General features: G+C 66.7%; 15 protein-coding genes. 10 read left to right on the top strand and 5 right to left on the bottom strand.

Annotated features, from left to right (window positions below; genetic code table 11):
* Positions 1-4: 4 nt before the first annotated feature.
* The 3 genes from ACLJOO_RS08985 to ACLJOO_RS08975 all read right to left on the bottom strand — a co-directional run bounded on the left by ACLJOO_RS08985 (position 5) and on the right by ACLJOO_RS08975 (position 2,935).
* A complete protein-coding gene (locus ACLJOO_RS08985; RefSeq protein ID WP_410786403.1) occupies positions 5-1,183 on the bottom strand; it encodes a glycosyltransferase in 1,179 nt (392 codons plus the stop codon).
* Between the two features lie 129 nt (positions 1,184-1,312).
* Positions 1,313-1,897, bottom strand: coding sequence for a hypothetical protein (locus ACLJOO_RS08980; protein ID WP_410786402.1), 585 nt, complete (start codon positions 1,895-1,897; stop codon positions 1,313-1,315).
* A 54-nt stretch (positions 1,898-1,951) separates the two neighbouring features.
* Entirely contained in the window at positions 1,952-2,935 is a 984-nt protein-coding gene (locus ACLJOO_RS08975; RefSeq protein ID WP_410786401.1) for a transcriptional regulator TrmB, read from the bottom strand.
* A 141-nt stretch (positions 2,936-3,076) separates the two neighbouring features.
* Between ACLJOO_RS08975 and ACLJOO_RS08970 the strand changes: the two genes are divergently transcribed.
* Complete coding sequence (locus tag ACLJOO_RS08970; protein ID WP_410786400.1) at positions 3,077-6,760, top strand: S8 family serine peptidase; 3,684 nt, start codon at positions 3,077-3,079, stop codon at positions 6,758-6,760.
* 59 nt (positions 6,761-6,819) lie between these two features.
* On the opposite strand, the gene ACLJOO_RS08965 is transcribed toward ACLJOO_RS08970, so the two are convergent.
* A complete protein-coding gene (locus ACLJOO_RS08965) occupies positions 6,820-7,191 on the bottom strand; it encodes an FKBP-type peptidyl-prolyl cis-trans isomerase (protein ID WP_410786399.1) in 372 nt (123 codons plus the stop codon).
* 80 nt (positions 7,192-7,271) lie between these two features.
* Between ACLJOO_RS08965 and ACLJOO_RS08960 the strand changes: the two genes are divergently transcribed.
* The 3 genes from ACLJOO_RS08960 to ACLJOO_RS08950 are packed head-to-tail and all read left to right on the top strand — an operon-like array spanning position 7,272 to position 9,314.
* Positions 7,272-8,132 carry an alpha/beta fold hydrolase gene (locus tag ACLJOO_RS08960; protein ID WP_410786398.1) on the top strand — a complete coding sequence of 287 codons (861 nt, stop codon included), beginning with the start codon at positions 7,272-7,274 and terminating at the stop codon, positions 8,130-8,132.
* A gap of 53 nt (positions 8,133-8,185) precedes the next feature.
* Complete coding sequence (locus tag ACLJOO_RS08955) at positions 8,186-8,830, top strand: hypothetical protein (RefSeq protein ID WP_410786397.1); 645 nt, start codon at positions 8,186-8,188, stop codon at positions 8,828-8,830.
* Positions 8,831-8,873: 43 nt separating this feature from the next.
* Positions 8,874-9,314 (top strand): SgcJ/EcaC family oxidoreductase, encoded by a 441-nt coding sequence (locus tag ACLJOO_RS08950; RefSeq protein ID WP_410786396.1) that lies wholly within the window; start codon positions 8,874-8,876, stop codon positions 9,312-9,314.
* 294 nt (positions 9,315-9,608) lie between these two features.
* Here the strand turns inward: ACLJOO_RS08950 and ACLJOO_RS08945 are convergent, their stop codons facing one another.
* Positions 9,609-9,920 carry an HD domain-containing protein gene (locus ACLJOO_RS08945; RefSeq protein WP_410786395.1) on the bottom strand — a complete coding sequence of 104 codons (312 nt, stop codon included), beginning with the start codon at positions 9,918-9,920 and terminating at the stop codon, positions 9,609-9,611.
* A 124-nt stretch (positions 9,921-10,044) separates the two neighbouring features.
* Between ACLJOO_RS08945 and ACLJOO_RS08940 the strand changes: the two genes are divergently transcribed.
* The 6 genes from ACLJOO_RS08940 to ACLJOO_RS08915 all read left to right on the top strand — a co-directional run bounded on the left by ACLJOO_RS08940 (position 10,045) and on the right by ACLJOO_RS08915 (position 16,060).
* Positions 10,045-11,481 carry a helix-turn-helix domain-containing protein gene (locus ACLJOO_RS08940; protein WP_410786394.1) on the top strand — a complete coding sequence of 479 codons (1,437 nt, stop codon included), beginning with the start codon at positions 10,045-10,047 and terminating at the stop codon, positions 11,479-11,481.
* Positions 11,482-11,674: 193 nt separating this feature from the next.
* Entirely contained in the window at positions 11,675-12,598 is a 924-nt protein-coding gene (locus ACLJOO_RS08935) for a hypothetical protein (RefSeq protein WP_410786393.1), read from the top strand.
* A gap of 343 nt (positions 12,599-12,941) precedes the next feature.
* Positions 12,942-13,130, top strand: a complete 189-nt coding sequence (locus ACLJOO_RS08930; RefSeq protein ID WP_410786392.1) for a hypothetical protein — start codon at positions 12,942-12,944, stop codon at positions 13,128-13,130.
* 312 nt (positions 13,131-13,442) lie between these two features.
* Positions 13,443-14,345, top strand: coding sequence for a phosphotransferase (locus tag ACLJOO_RS08925; RefSeq protein ID WP_410786391.1), 903 nt, complete (start codon positions 13,443-13,445; stop codon positions 14,343-14,345).
* Between the two features lie 49 nt (positions 14,346-14,394).
* Entirely contained in the window at positions 14,395-15,375 is a 981-nt protein-coding gene (locus tag ACLJOO_RS08920) for a hypothetical protein (RefSeq protein ID WP_410786390.1), read from the top strand.
* Between the two features lie 10 nt (positions 15,376-15,385).
* Positions 15,386-16,060, top strand: coding sequence for a histidine phosphatase family protein (locus ACLJOO_RS08915; RefSeq protein ID WP_410786389.1), 675 nt, complete (start codon positions 15,386-15,388; stop codon positions 16,058-16,060).
* Positions 16,061-16,062: the final 2 nt, after the last annotated feature.

The following is a 16,062-nucleotide window of genomic DNA, read 5'->3' as shown; positions in this document are numbered from 1 at the left end:
CGGGCTACGTCCCGGAGTACGGCGGACCGTCGAGGAGCAGCTTGGCGGCGACCAATGCACCGTCAGTCTTGACCGCTGCGCCCACCGTCTCGGCCTGGGCCTGTGTTTCCGCAGCCAGGGCGACGCCGAGCGCGGTGGACAGTGATTCGACGGTTGGCGCCGAGCGCTCATGTCCGACGCCGATGCCCAACGCCTCGACTCGGGATGCCCAGTACGGCTGATCCGCAATCAGCGGTACGACGACCTGTGGCACGCCCGCTCGCGCAGCAGTCGTCGTCGTACCCGCACCGCCGTGATGCACGACCGTCGCGACCCGGGGGAAGAGCGCCTGTTGGTTGACCTCTCCGACAACGAAGCAGTCCTCGCCGTCGCCGGCGAGGTCGGCCCAGCCGCGGCTGAGCAGTATGCGGCGCCCGTGTATGCGGCACGCCTCGATGGTCGTCCGGGCGATTTCCTTCGGGGCGTGCGCGGCCATGCTGCCGAAGCCGACGTACACCGGCGGCTCGCCGGCGGCCAGGAACGCCTCCAGATCGTCGGCCAGCGGCCGGTCGTCACGCAAGATCCACGCACCGGTCTGTACGACGTCCAAGTCGGTCATACCCTTCGACGGGCACAGCGTCGGATCCGCGGCGAGCCACGGGTGCTCGGTGAACACGTAGTCCCGGACGTTGTCGATCGGCGGCAGACCGATCGCGGCCCGCTGGCTGTTCAGCGCCAGTCCGTACAACTCGTTCACCCGCTGAGCATCGTGCTCCCACAGCACGCGCCGATCGGTCTCGCCGACCGGCGACGGCGTACCCGGTCGTGCTCCGGGCGAGAAATGCTGCGACGGAATCCCGCCCAGGTGAAACCCCGCGAGCACGTAGCCGATGCCGAGCTTGTCGGCGACGTCCCGTGCACCAGCCGGCATCAGACCGGTCGCCACGATCGCGTCACATCCTGGCGCTACGGCGGAGAGCGTCTCGAACCGTGCGGCGACGAGCCGTGGGGCCAGCTCGAACGCAGCATGCCCTGATGGCGGCTTCGGCGCTGCGACCACCGACTTCACCGACGGTCCGAGCGGCACCATCGGCACGCCGGCCCGCTCCAGCAACGCCTCGAAATCGTCATCCGGTGGGGCGCACACCGTCGCCTCGGCGCCGAGTTCCTGCAGTGCGACCGCGAGGCCCGCCAACGGCTCCACATCTCCGCGTGATCCCCAGGTTGCCAACACAAAACGCACTGATCATCTCCGTTCCCCCAGCTCCCCGCGAGCTGATCGACCCACAATTCTGCGAGACGAACCGGGGCTTGCGGCAAGTCCCCCGACCCGCTATACGTTGGAAGTAGAGGGAGTTCGGAGCTGGTGGACGATCAGGCCGGCCAGGAAGGCGCCGAGCGTTCCCAGCGCCAGGTCGCCGAGGGTGTCGGTGTAGGCCGTCTGGAGTTCGGGGGAGTTGCGGACGAAGGTGACGTACTCGCCGACCTCCCAGACGACCGCGGCGGTGGTGCCGAAGCCGAGGGCGACGAAGACGGTGAGGGCTCGGGACAGGTCGCGCGGTGCGAACGCGAGCAGTACGCCGGCCGTGAGGAAGCCCCACAGGATGAAGTGCATCGCGTCGTCCCACCAGTTGACGGTGTCGAAGAGGTTGAGCCGGTTGCCGATCAGGTCGATCAGCCAGGGCAACGTCATCAGCAGATCCGCCGGCCACGGGAAGGTGCGATGCAGTTTGTTCCGCGTTCGTCCGTAGGCCCACCACCACAGCGGCAGGATCATCCCGCCGAGTGGGTACACGATCAGGCGGGCGGTCGACGCCTTGCCCTTGATGCCGCTGAGGTCCGGCCAGATCAGGGCCGACAGCAACAACCCGAGCAGCAGTGCCTTCGCGAGCAGAGCGCCGTACCGTGTCAATCTCATACCACCAGTCAATCGGCCCGCCGGGTACGGCGGATGCGTACAACTACCTGATCATCAGACGCCCAGCCAGCCGCGGCGAGAGGCTTCGTGGCCCAGTTGGAAGCGGGTGACGACCTGCGCCCGGTCCATCAGCTGGCTGACCCGGCGCTGGACGGTGCGCAGCGACATACCGAGCTGGCCGCCGACGGCGTGGTCGGTGAGGCCGGCGAGGAGCAGGGTCAGGATGCGGGCGTCGATGTCGTCGAGGCGTTCGGCGGCGAGCTCGGTGGTGCCGTCGGCGGTGGGTAGCACCTCGTTGGCACTGGCCCAGACCAGGTCGAACAAATGCAGGAGCGCGTCCAGCAGCCCGGACGGATGCACAAGGAGCGCCCCGCCCGGGGCGTTCGCCGCCGTAGGGGCCAAGGGCAACAAGGCGAGTGAGCGGTCGGCGACGATCAGCCGGAGCGGAAGATCACCGGTGACCCGGATCAGCTCACCGGCCTTGAGCGACTCGGCCACCAGGTCGACGAACCCAGGCTTGGCGAACGCCGCCCGCTCGACGACGACCCGGTAGGTCACCCCGCGAGCCAGCGCCGCGTCCTCGTCCACGTTCTCGTCCGCGGACACCACTGCCACCGACGCCTTCACCAGCGCCAGCACTTCCTCCGACGCCCCACGCTGCATCTGACCGAACCGCTGCGCCACGGCCTGCGCGCCGCGGACCACCTCGATCACGTCGGTGTCGGAACGATCCGCCATCACGCCCCGGTACTGCTCCGCGAGCCGCCCGAGCTCGAGTTGCGCCCGCCGGATCTCCTCCTGGCGTTGCACGATCAGCGAGCCGAGTGCGAGCGTCGGCGGGGACGCGACGAAATGGCCCGGCGTCGCGGTCGACCGCGCCACCAGGCCCTTCTCCTCGAGTCCGTCGAGGGCAGCGGCGACGTCGGCGACCTCCGCCTCCATCGAGGTGGCCAAGGTCTCCAGAGACTCCGACGGCAGCGCGATCAGCCGCCGGTAGGCGCCTTCCTCGATCGCATCCAATCCCAGCACGTCGAGCATCGTGCGCTCCTTCGAGGGCCCTTCGGTGACGTCCGGCGTGGCGGACAAATGTCATGCCGCAATCCCGCCATTGAGCAGTCTACGGCGGCATGGCATGTTCATGCCATCTGTTCCGCCAGGTCCCCCAGGAAGGGTCCGCCCATGTCCCGATCCGCCCGCGCCGTCGCCGGTGGGCTCGCCGTACTCGTGGCCTTCGCCGCGGTGACGACGACTCCATCGCAGGCCGACGGCGTCGCCGTACCTGATGCCGCACCACCCACCCAGTCGACCCACCGCGTCACGCTCCTCACCGGCGACGTGGTCACCCTGACCGAAACGGCAGGCGGGCCGCCGACCGCCGCCGTCGAGCAGGCGGCCGGCAACGCCGGCGGTGTCCAGATCCAACAGGTCGGCGATGACCTGCACGTCGTACCGGACGTCGCCCTGCCGTACCTCGCCGCGGGCCGGCTCGACCCCGAGCTCTTCAACGTCACGTCCCTCGTCGACCAGGGGTACGACGACGCGTCGGTCAAGTCGATCCCGCTGATCGTGCAGTACCGCCCGGGACTGCGCGCCGCCGCGGCGACGCCGCAGCACGCCGACCGTGGCGCCACGCTGGAGAGCATCGGCGGTCTCGGCCTGTCCGCGCACAAGGCGGAGGCATCCCAGTTCTGGTCCGGCATCACCGCTAGCACTGCTAGGTCTGCGATCCCGGGTCAGTTCGGCGCCGGGATCCAGAAGGTGTTCCTCGACGGAAAGGTCGAAGCCAGCCTGGCCGAGAGTGTCGCGCAGGTCGGCGCGCCGGACGCCTGGGCCCAGGGCCTCGACGGCACCGGTACGACGGTCGCCGTCCTCGACACCGGCATCGACCAGACTCACCCCGACGTAGCGGGGCGGATCGCCGAGACCAAGAGTTTCGTCCCGGGTGAGACCACCGACGACGTGAACGGTCACGGCACCCACGTTGCCTCTACCGTCGCCGGGACCGGCGCCGCGTCGAACGGCGTCGAGAAGGGCGTCGCGCCGGCCGCGCAGCTCGCCATCGGCAAGGTCCTCAACGACGGCGGCTCCGGTGCCGAGTCCTGGATCATCGAAGGAATGGAGTGGGCCGCGCACCGCGCCAAGGTGGTCAGCATGAGCCTCGGCAGCACCGAGGCCAGCGACGGCACCGACCCGATGGCGCTCGCGGTCGACGAACTGAGTGCCGAGACCGGCGCCCTGTTCGTGATTGCCGCAGGCAACTACGGCCGGATCAGTGGCATCGGATCGCCTGGTGCGGCCGCTTCCGCGCTCACGGTCGGCGCGGTCGACAAGAACGACGTACGGGCGTACTTCCAGGACATGGGTCCGCGCCTCGGCGACGCCACGGTGAAGCCGGAGATCGTGGCGCCGGGCGTCGACGTGCTGGCGGCCCGCGCGGCGAAGTCCTCCGGCACCGGGTACTACAAGTCGCTCAGCGGTACGTCGATGGCGACGCCGCACGTGGCCGGTGCCGCGGCGCTGCTCGTCCAGAAGCACCCCGACTGGACGGGCGAGCAGGTCAAGGCCGCATTGGTCAGCACCGCGAAGCCCCTCGCGGGCGAGACGGCGTACCAGGTCGGTGGCGGGCGGCTCGACGTACCGGCCGCGGCCTTCGGGAAGATCACCGCGACCGCGACCCGCGACTTCGGCCTCCACACCTGGCCGCACGGTGACGATGCGCCGGTGGAGCGCACGATCACCTACACGAACCTCGGCGACACCCCAGCCACGCTCGACCTGTCGGCCGACATGACCAGCGACGGTACGACGCCGGCGCCGGCCGGACTGTTCACGCTCGGATCGGCCCAGGTCACCGTGCCCGCGAACGGGACCGCCTCGGTCACCGTCACCGCTACGCCGAACCTGGCCACGCCGGGACTGACCTACTCGGGCACAGTGATCGCCAAGCAGGACGGCAAGCAGATCGCGCAGACCGCGGTCGGCCTCGTCATGGAAGGCGAGCGGTACGACCTCAACGTGCACGCGACCGGGCGTGACGGCAAGCCTGCTGGCGGGTTCCTGACGCTGTACAAGTACGGCGACCAGTTCGTCAGCACGCTCGAGATCGACCCCGCTACCGGGACCGTCGCCAAGCAGCGCCTCGAGCCCGGTGTGTACGCGGCGTACTCCTGGCTGCCGGTCGACGGGCAGGAAGGCGTCGCGCTGGTCGGCAACCCGCACCTCGTGATCGGCAAGAACACCGACCTCGTACTCGACGCGCGGAAGGCGAACCCGATCACGCTCAGCACGCCGCTGCCCGGTGAGGACGTCTATCGCCGGTCCGGCTGGTACCACGACTCCGGCATCGGCGGTGACTACGCGACCTTCCTCGCCCAGTACGTGCCGACGCCGGTCGTCACGAAGGTGTACGCTGCTCCGACCGGTGCGGTGGCCGGCGGCGTGTACGACTTCTCGTCCCGCTGGCGCCGTACGTCGCCGTTGGTGTCGATGACCGTCGACTACAAGGCGCTGCACCCGTTGCTGCAGCGCGGTTCGAAGCGCTGGGACGGCAAGGCGACGCTGACTGCGGCGTACGTCGGTGCTGGTGCGGCCGCGGACTACGTGGGCAAGGACGTTCGCGGAAAGGTCGTGTTCGTGACGGCGAGCGATGCGGTCACGCCGAGCGCGCGGGCGACGGCTGCTCGCGATGCCGGGGCTCGGTTGCTCGTTGTGGTGAACAACGGCGCGGGCAAGTACTACGACCTCGCCGGTGGGACCGATCTGCCCGTGTACTCGCTGACGGCCGCCGAAGGTGGTCCGCTGGTTGCGCGGATCGGTGCCGGGGGCAACGTTCAGCTGCGGGTGATGGGTACCGAGGCGCCGCCGTACCTGTATGACCTGGTGAAGGCCTACACCGGTGCGCTTCCCGCCGACCTGCGGTACGCGCCGCGGTCCGGGGACCTGGCCACGGTCGTCAACCGGTTCGTCGGGCCGACCGGCGAGCTCGCGTTCGAGAGTCGCGCCGACTGCCGGATCGGATTCTGGCCGCCGTGTCTGCAGGTGACCGAGCCGATCCACCTCGGGACCCAGCGGATCGACTACGTGTCCACGCAGGCGGGGACGGACTGGTACGAGCAGACGAACCACCCGCGAGGCTGGGAGCAGCGGGGCGAGCGGCACACCTACAAGCCGGGGAGTCTGCAGACGAACTCGTGGTTCGCTCCGGCCGCCCGGCCGCGGGTCGGCTCGGGGTACTGGAACCCGCGCCGCAGCGGTGACTTCTTCGCGGTGAACGTGCCGACGACGAGCAGCGGCGACCAGGGTGTCACCGGGTCGATGGACGACGAGTCGACGGTGGAGTCGCGGCTGTTCCAGAACGGGACGCTCGTGCGGAAGGGTTCGTTCCAGGCGGTGCAGACCGGCGTACCGGCGACGTCCGGATGGGCGGACTACCGGTTCGAGATGGACACCACCCGGCCGGAGGTCTGGAGCCTCGGGACGAAGACGACGAGCGCGTGGGACTTCCGGGCGCAGACGACCGAGTCGAGTGACTGGGTCTACCTGCCGCTGATCCAGCTCGACTACCACCTGGCGACGGACCTCAACGGCGCGTTCGCGGGTGGCAGTCGGCAGAGGATCGGGCTGTCCGCGTTCCACCTCGCCGGCGTCGAAGGTGCGGGCAAGGTCAAGGGCGCGACGCTGGAGGTCTCGTACGACGACGGCGCCAGCTGGCAGGCCGCTCCGCTCTCGCGGACGGGTGCCGAGTGGTCGTCTGTTGTACGGCTGCCGAAGGGTGCGTCGTACCTCTCGCTGCGCGCGACGGCGACCGACGACGCCGCGAACAAGGTCAGCCAGGAAGTGATTCGGGCGGCCGCGATCCGGTGACGAAATGACTCAGCCGGCGGTGACCAGGAGCTCGTGGTCACCGCCGGCTGTCTGTTACATCAGCTGACGCTGATCAGGTCCACGACGAAGATCAGGGTCTCGCCGGGCTTGATCGCGCCGCCCGCGCCGCGGTCGCCGTACCCGAGTTGCGGCGGGATGACGAGCTTGCGCCGGCCGCCGACCTTCATACCCTGGACGCCGGTGTCCCAGCCCTGGATGACCTGGCCCACGCCGAGCTGGAACGCCAGCGGGGCGCCGCGGTTGTACGACGCGTCGAACTCCTCGCCGGTGGAGTGGGCCACGCCCACGTAGTGCACGTTCACCCGCGAACCGGCCTTGGCCTCGTCGCCGTCGCCCACGGTGATGTCGGTGATCTCCAGATCCGCCGGCGGCGGTCCATCCGGAAAGTCGATCTCTGGCTTCTCAGTCATGTCACCAGCTAACCAGACTGCCCTAGGCTCTCGGTCAGGAGGCCGACCAATGGGGGTGGGCCGGATCTGGAGGTGCTGTGATGCCGGAGCCTGTGACGCAGACGCTCGACGTACCGGGGGCGACGCTGACGTACGACGTTCGTGGTGACCTCGCGCAGCGGCCGGTGCTGCTGATGATCGGCTCGCCGATGGGCGCCAGCGGATTCCCGACACTGGCGTCGCACTTCGAGGACCGCACCGTGGTGACGTACGACCCGCGGGGCGTCGAGCGCAGCGTCCCGAGCGGTGAGCCGGGTGAGCTGTCGCCTGACGACCACGCCGGTGACCTCGCCGCCCTCATCGAGCACCTGGACGCGGGGCCTGTGGACATCTTCGCCAGCAGCGGCGGCGCGGTGAACGCGCTGGCCCTGACCGCTCGTCGCCCGGATCTGATCCACACACTGGTCGCGCACGAGCCGCCGCTCGCCGGGATCCTCGCGGACAGCGAGGCCGCACTGGCCGCGGTCGCGGACATGTACGAGACGTACCAGCGCGACGGCATGGGGCCTGGGATGGCGAAGTTCATCACGCTGGTGTCGTACGACGGCGAGATCCCGGCCGACTACACGCAGCAGCCCGCGCCGAATCCTGCGATGTTCGGCCTGCCTGTGGAGGACGACGGGTCCCGTGACGACGCGCTCCTCGGGCAGAACCTTCGCGGCTGTACGTCGTACCGGCCGGACTTCGACGCCCTCGAGAAGGCGGCGGACCGGATCGTCATCGGGGTCGGCGAGGAGTCGGCGAATGCGATTGCGGGTCGTGGCGGCAAGGCGGTGGCCGAGCGGCTCGGGCTGACGCCGGTCGTGTTCCCGAGCGGGCACGGTGGCTTCCTCGGCAACGAGTACGGGCAGCCGGGCAAGCCGGTCGAGTTCGCCGCCACGCTGCGTGAGGTGCTCGGCTAGAGTAACGCTCTGTGATCCGAGTGCTCGTTCTAGTGGTCAGCATGCTGACCCCTGTGCCTGCACCGGAAACGTATGCGCAGTACTCCTTGATGTTCGAGAAGTCCGCCGGCCAGTACTTCGCCGGCGGGACTGCGGCTGGGCAGTGGGCGTGGACTCCGTTGAGTACGACGGAGTCCGACATCTCCTGGGGCGACCCTCAGAATTGGCCACCGAAGTACGCCGAACGCTTCGTCCACGACGGCGACTGGGTCCTCCTCGACGGTTACAACGACGGCCCCGGCCGCCCGCTTACGCAAGTCCAACGCGTCACCACCGAAACCATCGGTGACGCGAACTGCACTAACCAGCAACCCATCCCGTCCGCGGCCGGCCGCCAGCACTACGTCAAATGGACCATCCCCGCGGCCGGCTACTGCCTGGACGCCACCGGCACCATCAAGCCCCCCAACGGCTCCACCACCGTCCACTTCCGCCACCTGCAGAAGTGGCTCCCACCGCACCCCTGCAACAACCCGTACTACTCGAACCAAACCTGCATCACCCAGTACGAGCAGTGGTGGGACGACAACCAACACCCCTACGCGCTCCAACTGACCCGCACAGTCGAACTCGCCCGCGGCCTAGGCATGTCCTTCACCAACCGCACCACCGCACCCCTGACCTGGAACGCCGACGGCCGCTACTACTGGCACTACTGAGGAGCTTGACCTCAAGTGTGCTTGATGTTCAACCATCAAGCTCATGAACACTTCACGTGAGGCCGACATCGCGGCGATCGAGCAGGTGATCGCTGTGGTCGAACACGCCCAGAACAAGGAGCTCCCCGACGAGTTTCTCGGGCTGTTCCGGGCGGATGCGATCTGGACCACGGGCGGTGGCAAGCGTCTCTTCGGCCTCGAGGCGATCTCGACCTTCACCCGTCAGGTGCTTCCCGGCGGGATGCAGGGCACGACCGTCACGTTCGAGTTGGAGCACGTGCTCTTCCTCCGCCCCGACGTCGCCGCGGTCAAAGTGCGCCAGGTGTACCAGACGCCCGATGGGCCGGACGTGGGCACGCCGCTATGGGTCATGACGAAAGAAGATGGACGGTGGCTCCTGACCGCCTGCCAGAACACCGGCGTTCTCGAAGACGAGCTGGTTGCAGGTGTGGCAAGCAGGCCTGTCTTCAGCCCGAGCGAATGAGTGACATGGCGCATCCCGCCCGAAGAGCTTGTCCTCGGGCCTCTGTTAGTGAGCTACAGCCGGGCGGCGCGAGCCTTCTCGGTGCGGTTAGCGGTCGGGCCAGGCGAGTGGTGAGGTTTTGAGAGCGGCCTCAGCGAGGCGGCGGCCGAAGTCGGTCTGGACTCGGGCGCGGGAGGACTCGATCTAGCGGTCGACGCGCTTGTAGCCGGCTTCGCCGTACTCGACGGCCTGCATGAGACATTCGAGACGATCGGCGTCCTTCGCCCACCGGGCTTCGGTCGTCTCGGCGGTCTCCTACTCAGTGACGGCTTCCCTGATGCTCTTCGCCGCCGACTCGGGAAGGACGGCGAGCTGGTCCTCGGTGATGCGTTCGTTGCTCGCGACATCCATGTACGGCTTGACGCTGTGCGGGACGTCTCCGATGCGGGTCTCCTGGGAGCCGTACCACGTCCCCAGGTACGTCGCTCGCGACGGGTCACCGCCCTCTTCGATGGCGATCAGCGCCGTGAGTTGAGCGACACGCAGACTGTGCTCCGCGACCGACTCGAGATCGCGGACGCCGACATGCCACCATCCGGCCCGACGAAGCCGCGACCGTACGCCCATCTCTCAGGCGAAGGGGCCCACGTGATCAGACAGCGGCGGGTTCTTCGAGTCGCGCATTGCTAAGCGCCGAAGGCCCAGGTTCGTTACGCTGGGCAAGTGGGAGCGGTGCAGGAAGCAGCGGCTGATGACTGACTCGTCGGAGAGTTGGCTCAGGCGGACCCCGGATGGGTTGGTGGATGATGCCGTTGGACAGCTCGTTCGTGAGTATCGCTTAGCGCGTCGTCTCAGCCAGGTGTCTCTCGCCGATGCGATGGGGTTCACGCAGCAGTTTCTGAGCCAGGTGGAGAGTGGTAGACGTCGTGTGTCGATGGAGCATCGTCGGCGGTTTGCCGAGGAACTGGGGATCCCGGCGGCCAGCCTCGGCCTGGCGGAAGTCGTCTCTGCAGGCGTCGACGAGGATCTCGCACGGTCGGTAGCAATCAGTCGTGGACAGTGGCGATCGCAGCGGAACTGGCTCAATCGGCATCGCTCAGAACTTGCCAAGTGCGCGGCGAGTCTGTACGCCGCCGAGCATCGCCTGCCGCGTAGTCCCCTGATCGCGGCTCCTGGCTGGATTCCGGACGATCTGATCGAGGTCGACGCGGTCGCTTTGAAACTCGATGAGCAGGCGCATGCGGCAGACGTGACCGGGCGGGAAGCAGAGACACTGCACGTGCGTCCGCTACGGACGCCCGAGGCTGCCTTCGATACGTATACGTCTGCTGTGCGGCACCTCGATCCGCCGAGGCTCTTCGAATCCAGACCGAGCTACCGGCTGCTCGGCGGATCCCTGGCACAGCGGAATCTCGAGTTCGGGTTGGGGGCATACTTCGACAAGCTGAACGTATCGGAGGCGCTCGGCCATGAGATGGCTATCGCCTGCGCCGATGGTATTCCGGATGATGCCGCCAGACTGGGCGGCCGGCTACCGTTCCGCGATCTCATCGGTGACCCGTTCGATCCCGTACGTCGGTCGCTGATTCCCGCGATCACCACGTTGACAATCAGGCTCCGGCGCTATCCAGCCGAGCCCTCATTCCTGCTGCACTGGCGGGATCCCGACAAGGTCGCGACTGCAGCCGGCGTGTACGACGTGATCCCGGCGGGTGAATTCCAGCCGTCGACTGTCGCGCTGTGGGACCGACGAAACGACTTCTCGGTCTGGCGGAACATCGTGCGAGAGTACGCCGAGGAATTACTGGGAGAACCAGAGCACGACGGAACTCGCAGCGAGCCGATCGACTACGTGGATTGGCCGCTGTACCAAATGCTGGGCGAAGCAAAGGACTCGGGTGGGCTGACCGCCTTCATACTTGGGATGGGACTGGATGCACTGACGCTGGCAGCCACCATCCTCACCGTGGTCGTCATCGACGACGACACCTTCACCCGCGCCTTCGGCCAGGCAGTTCGATTCAACGACGAAGGTGAGATCGTCGGCGTCGGCGATGGCCGCGGTGCCGACGGCGTACCGTTTACGCGGCAGGCAGTTGATCGCATGCTGGAATCTGAGCCCATGGCATCACCAGGGGCGGCGGTTCTGGCCCTGGCATGGAAGCATCGGCATGAACTCATCGCCTAGTACGCCTAGCGAATCGGACGAGGTCGGCGGGAGTCGGCGCTCCTGGCTCGGGACGCGCCAGTACCTCATCGACAACCGCTACGACCTGGGAGTCGAGGCAGCCGATGCTTACCCTGTCGACTGGCGGGTGGCCGGGACTCCCCTCCTCGCACCTGCCTCTTGGCTTCCAGCAGCACCGATTCCGCTGATGTCGGTGAAGCTCGATTTCGACTCCGACGCGCGATTCACAGGAGTGACGGGACGCGAAGCCTTCGCTCGGGAGTCCCTGCCGCTGCGTCTCGATCGGAGCCACTACGGGTCGTATTCGGACGCGATCGCAGAGCTGGCGCCACCAGCAACCTTCGAGAACCGGACGACCTATCGACTGCTCGCGGCCGATCTGACGAGCCCGACGCCTTTCATCCACCTCGGGCGAGGATCGTATTTTGACAGCATCAACACCGGCGAGGCGGCCGCGCATGAGTATGCGGCGCGTTGTCTGACACCGTCCGCGCCGGCCGATCTCCGCGGCGCACTTGGCGATCCGTGGGACGCGGCCCGGCGGCCGATCAACGTTGCTATCAGCACGCTGACCATCCGCCGCGACCTCGAGACTGGAACATCCACCTTCTACCTTCACTGGCGTGATCCCGCCAAGGTCGGACACGCGGGCGGCCTCTACCAGGTTGTGCCCGTTGGAATCTTCCAACCGAGCACGGATGCTTCCTGGAACGAGCAGCACGACTTCTCCTTGTGGAGGAACCTCGTACGCGAACTGGCCGAAGAGTTGCTGGGCGAATCGGAAGACTACGGGAACCGCGCGCCCATCAATTACGAGGACTGGCCGTTCGCAGCACGTCTTGCCGCGGGGCTCGATGACGGATCTGTCCGTGCGTATTGCGTCGGTCTCGGCGTCGATCCGCTGACCTTCGCAACCGACCTACTCACCGTTCTCTCGATCGATTCCATCACGTTCGACGAGCTCTTCGGGCGAGTTGTCGAACGAAACGACGAGGGTCGTGTGCTTGCGCCTCAGCCCTTCACCGCCGAGGTTATTGAAGAGTTCGTGCATCGCAAGCCGATGCAGGCTGCGGGTGCGGCCGTCCTCCAACTTGCGTGGGATCACCAGCTCGGCTGACGCGGTACAACTGATTGTTGTAAAACAACCAGTTGTTGGAACCACTGGGGACTGCTGCTCTTTACTGGCTGCGTGAACAACGATCAGCGGTTCCAGATCCGCGGCAATTGGGCGGCGGCGCGTTCGGTGCCGCGATCAGATCGACAACTCCGCTCCCACTTCGACGGGTCCAGCTTCACGGCATCGCCGCAGCTGCTCCCTGCGCCGACCTCACGGTCCATACGTGGGCAGGTCGAGGAAGGACAAGGGCGTTCGAGGGCTGGTTGCGCGGTACGCATCAGCCCGACGGCGATCCGATCGAAGGGGTGGTTCGGGACAGCGGATGAGTGAGGGGGAGTTGTGGATGGTTCAACTCTGGCTTGGCGACATGCTGATCGAGGAGCACGTCGCGCCGGCTGCGCAGGCGGAGCGGTATGCCGACGTGATCCGGCTGCGGATCCAGGGCTTGCCGAACCGTCACATTGGCTGTGAGCGCGCGAGCGTGATGGATCTGGCTTACCCGCGCGGTTCCAGGTATGACCCCCGCGATTAGCGGGACCTGATCAGGCGAGGCCGTCGTCCTGTTCCCTGCGACGGCGACGGTCGCGCCCTCCAACCCGTGCCCTCTCGGTCAGGACGAATCCTCACGTTCTCCTCACCTCTGCCGAGAGGGCGTCCGGTCTTAGCAAGCACCGTCAAGAAGGCACCGATTCGCCGGACTCCTCTCAGTCGATTCAATCGACTCGCACCCCGAAGCCGCACACAAATCAGATCGGAGAGACCCGTTGCCAGCCCCGTTCCTTCTCTCGCGCGGACACGGGCTGACCTGCCCCGCGCCAACTCGGTTCTGCGTAAGGATGGATGGATGAGTGACTGGGAATATGTGAAGGACAGGACCGCGGCCGACGGTGCGGTGTGGAGATCGACCGACGGATCGCTCTACAAGCGAACGGGCGATGCGGATCTGCAGGCAGAAGCTGAGTTCCAGCGCGTGGTTGCTGGACTGGGTTATCCGGTTCCCGAGATCGTTGACGTCGGCAACGAGAACGGATGCTTTTTCGTCGTCGAGCGAGCGATCGGCGACATCTCCCTGCACGAGGAGGCCCTGGCGGATGCCAAGGAGCATGGCTACCTCGGCGACGGTGTGGTCCGTACGGCGAGCGCCGTTGCCTCACGGCTGATGCAGGCCCAGGCAATGCATCCCCTACCCACGACTCCGTGGTTCGATCGAGCGGCGTTCGCGGCTGACGTGTTCGCTGAGAACCCGGACTTCGACACCGCCCGTATCCACACGACCGTCAACCGTGCGCTCCATCGAATGGCCGAACTTCCGATGGTCTACGGGCACCTGGATTACGGCCTGCCCAATGTGCTCCGGGCCGGCATCATCGACTGGCAGCATCATGGGCCCGTTCCCCTCGGATACGACATCTACCCCGCGCTCGACATCGTGGCCTTCAAAGGTGGAGGGAAGGGCTACGCGACCACCCCTCAACAGCGGGACGCCTACGTCACTGCACTTGATGAGACGTCGGTGCCTCTCATCGGGCGGCAGATCAGCCAATATCTGGGCGACTTCCTGCTCGTCAAATGCTTCTTCTTCCTCGCGCTCATGCGGCCCAGCGATCCGTCGCGCCATGACAAGCACATCAAGTGGCAGTACCGCCGGGCCCTCTTCACGATCGGACTTGATCAGTATGAGTCGACCACCAGAATCGACACCGGTACATTCCCCACCCTGGAGCAGTTCACCGCTCAGTACCGGTAGCGTCGTACCGACCGTTCGCGACCGCGACTATCTGATGGACCACCACGGAGTGGTCTTCAAGGTCATCGGCGACAGCCATCCCGGCAGCCACTACCTCGGTTACGTCAAATATCACCCCGATCTGAAGGGCGACCGGCGGCTGTTCGGTCAGACCTACCGGCAGAACAGCGTCGTGTCGAAGTCCTTCGGCATCCTCGCCGATCGGCCGGAGTGCTACGTGTACTCGGACACGCTCGGCTGCGTTATCACGGGCATCCCTCGCGAGGATGTCGCCGTCCACTATTCCTGCCGTAAGGCACTTGTTGCTATCCATGAGGAACCGGCCGCGGTCGCGGACAGCCAGACCGGGAAAGATCTCCTTGCGATTGCCGAGTGGATCACGGCAAATGGTGCCCAGGGTCTCCTCGGCGTTACCGGATCGTTCCTTGTCGGCTGCTTCAACGAACGCTCGGACATCGACCTCGTCTGCTATGGCCCGGACGGCTATCGGGCCGCTCAGGAGTTGTTCCAGCAGACCGATCTGGTTCGCCCGTACGGCGGAGACGACCTGACCCGGTTGTACATCAGGCGGGCCAAGTACATGGAGGGCAGTTCCTTCGACGCCCTGATCAAGCAGGAGCGTCGCAAGCTGCAAGGACTCACCACCGTGGCCGGCGCCCACATCAATTGCGAGCCGATCCGTTCCGACCACGACAAGACCTTCGCGCGCATCTCGTCAAAGGAGATCGGCGAGATCTCGCTACTCGCGAAGATCACCGATCACGCCGAGGGACTGACCACCCCGGCTGTTTACGGGATCAAGGTCAGGACCATCCTCAACTCGACTATCGATGAGCCGGACTCCTTTGCCCGCAGGATCACCCACGTACGCTCATATCTGGGTGCTTATACCGGCGCGTTCAGGTCGGGGGACACCGTGCACCTGTCCGGGAAACTTGTCCACACGCAGGACGGCGACCGCAGTGGATTCGGCATCGAACTCACCCCGTGGGCCGTGAGCAGCTCCTACGTCGCCGCCCTCGCCGGATAGGGCCGGCCACGTGACCTTGCTCGTCATCCGGCATGCCGAGTCCATCGAGAACGCCGACAAGTACAACGGGTTCTACCAGGATCCCCGTCCGTACAGCGGAGCCGCCGCGCACGCCCTCTCCCGCAGTGTTGTCGGTCTGACTCCGCGCGGATTCCGGCAGACGCAGTGGCTCGCCGAGGTGCTGCCGCCGCTCGCAGGCCCTGAGCCGCGGGTTTACACCTCGACCTACCGTCGCGCGATCGACACTGCCGCTCTCGCTGTGCAGGATCTTCCGGACGGCTGGCCGCGGGAAACTCCGCTGCTCGACGAACAGCACTACGGCGACGCCACCTACATGACCAAGCGGGAGTTGTATGAGACATTCCCAGAGTTGGCAGAGGACCGTCGCCTTCGTAAACATATCTGGACAGCACCAGGAGGCGGCGAGTCGCTCGCCGATGGCGTACTCCACCGCGCTGCCGAGTTCGCGGCCGTGGCTCAGACCGAACTCCAAACGTCCGGCGCGGTCGTCGCGTTCACCCACCAGACGGCAGCTGTGGCACTCCGGTCCTGGCTCGAGTGCCGTGCCCTGCCCGAGATCCTCGCCGAGGAGAGGAAAAGCAAATTGCCGAATGCCGCGATCCTCCACTACGCGCTGCGCGACGGCCGGTTCACGCACACCGAAACGATCTTTCCACCGATCTAGGA

The sequence above is a fragment of the Kribbella sp. C-35 genome, assembly GCF_046549195.1.
Classification (GTDB): domain Bacteria; phylum Actinomycetota; class Actinomycetes; order Propionibacteriales; family Kribbellaceae; genus Kribbella.
This window is presented reverse-complemented; position numbering and strand designations above follow the sequence as displayed.

Coding starts and splice junctions, on each gene's coding strand:
- ACLJOO_RS08980 (WP_410786402.1), bottom strand. CDS start 1,897: ATGAGATTGACACGGTACGGCGCTCTGCTCGCGAAGGCACTGCTGCTC.
- ACLJOO_RS08975 (WP_410786401.1), bottom strand. CDS start 2,935: ATGCTCGACGTGCTGGGATTGGATGCGATCGAGGAAGGCGCCTACCGG.
- ACLJOO_RS08970 (WP_410786400.1), top strand. CDS start 3,077: ATGTCCCGATCCGCCCGCGCCGTCGCCGGTGGGCTCGCCGTACTCGTG.
- ACLJOO_RS08965 (WP_410786399.1), bottom strand. CDS start 7,191: ATGACTGAGAAGCCAGAGATCGACTTTCCGGATGGACCGCCGCCGGCG.
- ACLJOO_RS08960 (WP_410786398.1), top strand. CDS start 7,272: ATGCCGGAGCCTGTGACGCAGACGCTCGACGTACCGGGGGCGACGCTG.
- ACLJOO_RS08950 (WP_410786396.1), top strand. CDS start 8,874: ATGAACACTTCACGTGAGGCCGACATCGCGGCGATCGAGCAGGTGATC.
- ACLJOO_RS08945 (WP_410786395.1), bottom strand. CDS start 9,920: ATGGGCGTACGGTCGCGGCTTCGTCGGGCCGGATGGTGGCATGTCGGC.
- ACLJOO_RS08940 (WP_410786394.1), top strand. CDS start 10,045: ATGACTGACTCGTCGGAGAGTTGGCTCAGGCGGACCCCGGATGGGTTG.
- ACLJOO_RS08930 (WP_410786392.1), top strand. CDS start 12,942: ATGGTTCAACTCTGGCTTGGCGACATGCTGATCGAGGAGCACGTCGCG.
- ACLJOO_RS08925 (WP_410786391.1), top strand. CDS start 13,443: ATGAGTGACTGGGAATATGTGAAGGACAGGACCGCGGCCGACGGTGCG.